This window comes from Baaleninema sp. (assembly GCF_049974805.1).
In the GTDB taxonomy this organism is placed as follows: domain Bacteria; phylum Cyanobacteriota; class Cyanobacteriia; order Cyanobacteriales; family Geitlerinemataceae; genus Baaleninema.
The window spans coordinates 1-8,192 of the sequence record NZ_JBNGCO010000157.1; the positions used below are offsets into that span (position 1 = coordinate 1).

Consider the following 8,192-nt stretch of genomic DNA (forward strand, 5'->3'; position numbering starts at 1 on the left):
TGACAGGCGATCGATCCCCCATGTTTCTCAACAATAATTTGCCGAGAAATCGACAGTCCTAAGCCGGTCCCTTTCCCGACGGGTTTCGTCGTAAACTGCCGCTCGAACATATTCGATCGAACCGCTTCCGACATTCCCACGCCGTTATCGGAAATGCGAACAAACACCCGTTCTTCGTCCTCCGAGACTCCGGTTTCAATGGAAATCCAATGGGGAGACGCCTGTAATTCCTGATAGCTGCGGTTCTGACAGGCTTCTTCAATGGCATCGATGGCGTTGGCGATGAGGTTGGTAAACACCTGGTTCAACTGTCCCGCGTAACATTCAATTTCGGGAATGTCGCCGTAACGTTCGATGGCTTGAATTTCCGGGCGATTCTCGTTGGCTTTCAAGCGATGCTTGAGAATCAGCAGCGTACTGCTGAGGTTGTCGTGGAGATTCGTCCGGACTGGCTTGTCCGTATCCGTACGGGAAAAGGTTCGCAAGGCTTTACTAATTTGGCGAATGCGATCGATCCCCATCTGCATCGAGGACATCAACTTCGGCGCGTCTTCGAGGAGATAAGCCAAATCGATTTCCTCCGCGTGGTCCTCGAACTCCTCTCCGGGATCGGGAAATCGATCGCGATACATTTGTAGGTGTTCGCTCAAATCCTTGATGTAATTGTCCGCGAGGGTCAAATTCCCCACAATAAACCCGACCGGATTGTTAATCTCGTGGGCGATTCCCGCCACCAACTGACCCAAGGCCGACATTTTCTCACTTTGAATCAACTGAAGCTGCGCCTGATTCAGTTCCCGCAGCAACCGTTCGAGTTCCTGACTGCGTTCCCGTTCCAGCCGTTCCGAGCGTTTCAAATTGCGATAGAGGGTGGCGTTTTCGATCGAAATCGCCGCTTGCGAACAGAGCAACCCCAACAAATCCAATCGATCGCGCGTAAACGCCCCCACCGTCAAATTATTTTCCAAATACAACACCCCAACGAGTTTTCCCTGACGTTCGATGGGGTAACACAACAGCGATCGCGGCTTAAACTGCTGAATATAGGGGTCGTTGGCGAACTTCGACGCCTCCGCCGCATCGTTGAGAACCACACTTTCCCGCCGTCGCGCCACATAATAAATCACCGATTTCGGCAAGGACTCGCAAGCTTCCACAGCGATGGACTGACGAACCGTCACCTGTTCCGTCGTCACCGTTCCCGAAGCTTCCACCATCAACTGAGTTACGTCCGTGGTGCTGTCGGTCTCCAATTCCGGCGAATCGTACCGCTGCGCCAACATCAAAAACCCCGTTTGCGCCCCAGCGTTTTTCAGGACGATATTCATCAGTTTTTTCAACAGCGATTCGAGGACGATTTCGCTGGATAAAACATGAGTGGCTTCAATGGCGGTCGCGCGAAAGAACTCCGTCCCGCTGGCGCGAACCAGCGTATCCGTGGGACGGTTGAGGGCTGTTTCCCAAACGCGGCGGCTTTGGTCAGTGTTGAGAGTCAAAGTTCGATCGAACTGCCATTCCGTCGCCGCCGTCGCATCTCCCAACCACTCCGGATAGCGATCGCACAAAGCCCGTACCTTCGCCGTCGCGCCCCAAGCTTGATAGCTGCGGTGCGCTTCCGACAAATACAATCCGGCGATGGACTCGCGACCCCAATCGAAATAAAACCGCGCGGCGCGTTCGTTGGCCAAAGCCACTTCTCGACCGTGGCCGTATTCCTTAGCCGTGGCGATAGCGCGATCGAAGGTATCCATCGTATTAAGATAGTCCCCCGCCACGCGATACCGTTCCGCCTCCACCAACTCCAGCAAATGTTGGAAATTCTGGGGCGTGCGTTTCGCCCAACGTCGCAACTGAGACAGGTCGGCTTCCGCCTCGGCGAAGTCCTCCAGGCTGTCAGCCGCAGCCAGTTGCGCCAACAACCCGTAAGCCACCTGATAGGCGCGATCGACCGTTCCCAGCGCGATCGCCTTTAACGCCTCCGCCGCTTCCGCCGCCTCCTGCGCCGACGCAAAGTCCGACATCAACACCCCCAACACCGTTTGCGCCACATAACCGCAGTACAGCGCCGCCCGTTGGTGAGTTTCCCGCCAATGGGGCATCGCCGTCGCCAGGGCGTCAAACTCCCCGTTCGACGCCTCGGATATCTCCGTTTCCCCTTCCAAACCGGCCGCCAACTGACGCCACACCAACGCACAAGCCAGCGCCGCGTCCTGGGCGATTTCCCGCAACAGGGCGACGGCCGTATCCAGATGTCGCGCCGCCCCCGACAGGGTGGCCTCGGCCCAAAACGCCGCCGAACAGTAGGCCGTTGCCGCGTGACCGCATGCCGCTAAATCCCCCACCTCTCGCGCCCGTTGCAGTCCTTCCCGCAGTTGTGGCAGCAGCGATCGCAGCGGTCGAGACCAGGGTTCGACGCGACCGGCCGTCACCGCCGCCACCAACCCTTCAAACTGACCGGTCTCGTCGCCGTCGAGAAGTTTCCGGGCGATGTCGGTTGCTTCTCGGGCGGCTTTGGGGTCGTCCGTCAAACCGCACAGCAAGGCACCGTACCAAGCGTAAGCGGCGGCGGACTCGGCACTGTGTCCCTGTTGCCAACTCAATTTCAACTGCATCAAGACGGCCTGTCGCAGCATGTCCGCATCGGTAAAGGCGGCGGTGACGGCGATGGAACTCAACAGCGTCATCGCCAGGCGATCGTAAGCGTTTTCGAGGGGCGAAAGCAGGTCGAGGCGATCGCTCGGAGGGAGCAATCCCCGAGGGTTGCGGGGCATGGGGGTATCTTCCCAAGTAATGCCGAGCATTTCCACCGCTGCTTTCCCCATATTCAACGCGCGATCGATTTGGTTTTGAATGCCGTAAACCAAGGCTTGTAACTGGTAGGCTTTGGCTTTATCGAGGCGGTTGTTGGCATGGTGGAGGACGGTTTGGGCCAGGGCTTCGGCCTTCTCGAAGCGAGTATTGACCGCCGCTACAGCGATCGCCTCCAAGTGTAGCGCCACCGTCACCTCGTAATCGAGCGTCCATCCGGACTGCGCCATGGCCGCCAGTCCCACTTCGAGATACTCCTGAGCGGTTTCGTAAGCGGCGGCCGTTTTGGCTTTGCGGGCGGCGATTAAATTCAACTGAGCCAGTTGTCGTTTTTCCTCGGGTCGCACCATCAACGCCGCCCCCGCGTTCAGTTGGTTGACGATCTCGAAAATCCGCTCTTCAAGAGCCTCCGACGGCGTATCGTTCAACAGCAACTTACCGATTTGTACCCGCACGTCCTGTTGAATTTCCGGCGAAATCAGGGAGTAGGCGGCTTGTTGGACGCGATCGTGCAGGAATTTATAGGCGATGTTAAAGCGATCAAGGTCGGCTTTGCGGTCTTCGTCAGCCTCTGGGTCGAGAGCGAGGGGAATCTTGTAGGCAGCGTTGAGGGGGACGATCGTACCCGATCGCACTGCCGGCCAGAGGTCTTGGGCTGTCAGCTGCTGCGAGCGTTCGTTGACCACCGACAGCACGCTCAACTCGAAGCGGTTGCCGATACAAGAGGCCAGCATCAACAAATTTTGCGTTTCCAACGGCAGCGTCCGCAGCTTCCGCACCGTCAACTCGATGACGTTTTCCGAAATATCCAAATTTTCCAGTTGCCCCAAATCCCACGTCCAGCGTCCCGTGTCCGGGTTGAGGGTCAACAAATTCTCTCGTTCGAGGGACAGTAACAGCTGCGTTAAAAAAAAGGGATTGCCATCGGTTTTGCGATCGAGCAAATCCGCCAGCGATCGCACCGCCTCCCGAGGCAAGCGAAGCGTATCCGCCACCAGTGCCTCCACGCAGGCGCGATCGAGATTGTTCAAGGCGATGGTATCCCACACAATTCCCCGATGGCGCAACTCGTCCAACAACAGCATCAGCGGATGAGTCGGCGTCACCTCGTTATCCCGATAGGCCCCCACAATTAACAGCGACTCGTTGGCGCGTTCGCTCAACAAAACCTTGAGCAACTTCAACGACGCCGAATCCGCCCATTGCAAATCGTCGAGAAACAACACCAACGGACGAGACGGTCGAGCGCACCCCCGCAACAGCGTTTGAAACACCTCGTTGAGGCGGTTTTGCGCGTCCAACGACCCCAACACCGGCGCCGGCGGCTGCAGCCCCAACACCGGCAACAGTTCCGGCAGAATCTCCACCGCCACCGCCGCGTTCGTCCCCAACATCTCAGAGAGCCGCTGTTTCCACTGGGCTACCCGCGCCGGACTTTCAGACAACAGTTGCTCTGCCAGTTCCGACAACCCCTGTAAAAACGCAAAATAGGGAACGTTGCGCTTCAACCGCTCGAACTTACCGCTGGCGAAATAGCCCCGACAGCGAGCGACGGGTTTGTGAATTTCCCGCACCAGGGCGGATTTTCCCACCCCGGAATATCCCGCCACCATCAAAAACGCCACCCCACCCGAAGAAGAAGAAGCGGGGGGCGACGGCGTATCCTCGAGGCGACAAAACGCCGTACCACTGACTCGGGCGAAAGCTTCCATCAACCGTTGGACTTCCCGTTCTCGTCCGTAGAGTTTGGCGGGAATCTCCAAGCGAATCGAAACGTCTTGTCGTCCCAGGGGAAACGGGCGAATCGTTTCGTAGGCGTCCCACTGTCGGTGACATTCCTGCAAGTCGGCAATCAAGCCGAAGGCACTTTGATAGCGGTCTTCGGCGGTTTTCGAGAGCAACTTCATCACCAAATCCGACAGTTGCCCGGGAATCCTATCATCGAGGACTTCCGGCGGCGTCGGGACTTTGGCAATGTGGTAGTGAACCATTTCCAAAGCGTCGTCGCTGCGAAAGGGAAGCTGTCCCGTCAGCAGTTCGTAGAAGGTGACGCCGAAGGAGTAAAAATCGCTCTTGAAGTCCAGGGGGCGGTTCGTGCGTCCCGTTTGTTCCGGCGACAGATACGCCAGCGTCCCTTCGAGGGTGTTGGCGGGGTCGAGGCTGGGCCGTTCTTGAGACAGTCGCGAGGCGATACCGAAATCGATCAGTTGGACGCGCCCGGTGTCTGGGTTGTAAATGATGTTTTGCGGCTTGATGTCCTTGTGAACGATTTTCGCCAAATGCAGGTCTCGTAAGGCTTGTGCCAGTTGAATGGCAATCTCGAGACCCTCTGGCAGGGACAGGCGGCGATCGCGGGTCACAGCCTGGAGCGATCGCCCGCCGATATCTTCGTAAATCGCCGCCAGATGGTGGTTTCCGTAAGGTTCCAGTCCGTAGGCTTTGACTAAATAGGGACTCTCGAGGGATGTCGCGATCTCGTATTCGTGGCGAATGCGGGCGAGATCGTCGAGATCGGGATAGTCCGCTCGAGGGGTTTTGAGAATGACAGGCCGTTGGTCGTGCTGGCGGTAGCCGCGATACACAACGGTTTTGGCACTTCGATCGATTTCTTCAACGATCTGGTAGCCAGAAATAGACATCATCGCTTCATCGAGAGCTTTGGAATCGGAGTCGGGGCGACCGTCGTGAGGGCTGGCAACGAACCAAATCCCATCAAGGGCTTGTGGTATATTCTATCAATCTCGCCATATCTCAAACGCGAGAGCGCCCAGACACGCGCACGGATAAAGGTCAAGATGCGGCGATGAGACGAGGCTGTAACCGGGTCGCCAGGGTTGGCGAGCCATCGATCTCGAGTCGAAGTTTTGGGTAAAGCTTCAACAGAGTTCTCGAACCGAGGTTACGGCACGCTTTTCGCGCCTTGCGATAAAACGTCAAGTATTAATACACCGATTGAATATGACTGGACTGATAGGACGCGATTTTTTGAGTCTAGCAGACCTCAGCCCAGAGGAGGTTCGAGGTTTGCTGCACTTGGCTGCTGAAATGAAGGGCCGAAAGGTGACGCCCCACTGTCCTAAGCTCCTGGGACTGGTGTTTTCTAAAGCGTCGACGCGCACCCGCGTCAGCTTTTCGGCGGCCATGTTCCAACTCGGCGGCCAGGCCATCGATCTCAATCCCAGCGTGACTCAAGTCAGTCGCGGCGAACCTCTGGCCGATACCGCCCGCGTTCTCGATCGCTATCTCGATGTCGTGGCGATTCGTACTTTCGCTCAAGAAGACTTGGAAACCTTCGCCCGCTACGCGGAGATTCCCGTGATTAACGCTCTGACGGATTTGGCCCATCCCTGTCAGGCGTTGGCGGACTTGCTGACGGTACGGGAACAGTTCGGCCGCATCGAAGGCACCACCTTAACTTACGTCGGAGACGGAAACAACGTCGCCCACTCTCTGTTACTCGGCTGTGCGATGACCGGTGCCAACGTGCGCGTCGCCACCCCGCAAGGCTTTGAACCCAACCCGGATATCGTGGAAAAAGCCAAAGCCATCGCCAACGGACGCAGCGAAGTCACAGTGACGCAAGACCCCATCGCCGCCGTCAAAGACGCCAACGTTCTCTACACGGACGTTTGGGCCAGCATGGGACAGGAATCGGAAGCCGACGATCGACTTCCCCGCTTCCAACCCTATCAAATCAACAACGACTTACTCGCCAAAGCCGACTCCGAAGCCATTGTCCTGCACTGTCTCCCAGCCCATCGCGGCGAAGAAATTACCGAATCGGTACTCGAAGGCGATCGATCTCGCGTTTGGGATCAAGCCGAAAACCGAATGCACGTCCAAAAAGCCCTGTTAGCCAGCATCCTGGGCGCAGCCTGACGCAGGGGACAAGGACAGACAATTGAGAATTGAGAGTTGATAATTGAGAGTTGATAATTGAGAATTCCTTCCCTTCTCCCTGGCTCCTCTGACCCTTCTCAATCGAGGCAAGACTCCGCCAAAACCCGTTTTTTTAACGAATTTCCGGTTTTCAGGGGAAGCTAGACCCGAAAAACCGGGTTTCTTGGCCAGCCCTTCTCAACCGATGCGATACCCTGTTAACATCTGTGACTTCCTCTAGGTTCGATGTTTGATATCTCCCAACTCTCTCCCCTCACCGTCGCCGGATTGTGCCTCGCTCATGGCATAGTGGGTACGGCGGCGGCGGTTGTCGCCACTCGCAAAGGCTACGCTTTGGGATGGTGGCTGCTATTTGGGTTAATTGGCGGAACCCCCAGTTTGGTGGTAGCCCTGTTGATTCAGCCCAAGGCACCTCGCGAAATCTAGAGGGTTACAGAGGTTGGGTTAGGGGACAGTCCATGATGAAAATTCTTCAACCCAGACTTCCCGAATCGAGTCGAACACAAACCATACTGCAACTTGACCACAGAACAGGCGTCGCTTGACGAAGCGGTGGTAGAAGATGTCACCGAACAATTGGACAATGCTGAGGGAATCCAACGCAGCGGCTTGATTTTCTCGACCTTGAGGAAACTCAAGCCAATTGGCAACCATCCCCGCCAGTTTCTGAAAGACAACAGCGAGTTTCCAACCGGGCGATCGCATCAGTTCAAGCGATTGGGTGAGATGATTGAAGAAATTCGATCAGAGGTGGAAAGTCTGTTGATTTTCACGCAGTTTGCGGAAATTGACGCAGCCTTGTAACGGTATTTAAAACCGGATCTCCGGTTGAATCCCTACTACCTCCACGGGGGAACCTCCGCCAAGAAACGAGAACGCGCGATCGAGGAATTTCAAGAACCCGATACCGAAACCTCGGCGTTTATTTTATCCCTGAAAGCCGGTAGCATGGGAATTACCCTGACGAAAGCTAACCCTGTTTTTTACTTCGATCGCTGGTGGAATCCGACGGTGGAAAATCAAGCCACCGATCGCGCGTTCCGTATCGGTCAAAGCCCAAAGGTTTTCCTTCATAAGTTCGTGACGGTGGGAACGGTGGAAAAACAGATCGATCGCACCTGGGAAGACCAAGAAGAAGACAAAGAAAAAGTCGCCAGTGCGATCGTCGGAAACGACGAATCCTGGCTGACGGAACTCGACAACGAGAGTTTCAAACAACTGATTGCTTTGAACTGGAAAACTGCTGTTGTTTAAATCTTGTTACTTGGGTCGAAATTCGACGCTCTAATTACCCAAAAACGACAGTAACGGCGTGGTCTATAATACTTTGCCTTGGGATTTTTTTATATCAAAAAATTAAATTTTACCATAATCCAATCTTTTTGTCGAGACTTTTTACCCCTTTTATTAAACTGTCTGATTAAACTGTCTGGTACGGGTCACTTAAGGTGGCAAGTCTCGAAAGCTTCTTAGAGAAAGCATTT

5 protein-coding genes are annotated in these 8,192 nt (G+C 55.5%); 4 read left to right on the forward strand and 1 reads right to left on the reverse strand.

Annotated elements, in window-relative coordinates; genetic code table 11:
* Positions 1–5,450: trifunctional serine/threonine-protein kinase/ATP-binding protein/sensor histidine kinase (locus ACP5D4_RS19970; RefSeq protein WP_428013369.1), on the reverse strand; the 5,450-nt coding region annotated here is incomplete at its 3' end.
* A gap of 316 nt (positions 5,451–5,766) precedes the next feature.
* On the opposite strand from ACP5D4_RS19970, the gene argF reads away from it, so the two are divergent.
* The 4 genes from argF (at position 5,767) to ACP5D4_RS19990 (ending at position 7,962) form a co-directional block, all read left to right on the forward strand.
* Positions 5,767–6,687 (forward strand): ornithine carbamoyltransferase, encoded by a 921-nt coding sequence (gene argF / locus ACP5D4_RS19975; RefSeq protein WP_428013370.1) that lies wholly within the window; start codon positions 5,767–5,769, stop codon positions 6,685–6,687.
* 246 nt (positions 6,688–6,933) lie between these two features.
* On the forward strand, positions 6,934–7,134 hold the full coding sequence (locus tag ACP5D4_RS19980; protein WP_428013371.1) for a hypothetical protein: 201 nt from the start codon (positions 6,934–6,936) through the stop codon (positions 7,132–7,134).
* Between the two features lie 93 nt (positions 7,135–7,227).
* Complete coding sequence (locus ACP5D4_RS19985; protein WP_428013372.1) at positions 7,228–7,512, forward strand: hypothetical protein; 285 nt, start codon at positions 7,228–7,230, stop codon at positions 7,510–7,512.
* 24 nt (positions 7,513–7,536) lie between these two features.
* On the forward strand, positions 7,537–7,962 hold the full coding sequence (locus ACP5D4_RS19990; RefSeq protein ID WP_428013373.1) for a helicase-related protein: 426 nt from the start codon (positions 7,537–7,539) through the stop codon (positions 7,960–7,962).
* Positions 7,963–8,192: the final 230 nt, after the last annotated feature.

What these genes read in the sequence shown, in the direction of transcription:
- argF (WP_428013370.1), top strand. Translation starts at nt 5,767, where the DNA reads ATGACTGGACTGATAGGACGCGATTTTTTGAGTCTAGCAGACCTCAGC.
- ACP5D4_RS19980 (WP_428013371.1), top strand. Translation starts at nt 6,934, where the DNA reads ATGTTTGATATCTCCCAACTCTCTCCCCTCACCGTCGCCGGATTGTGC.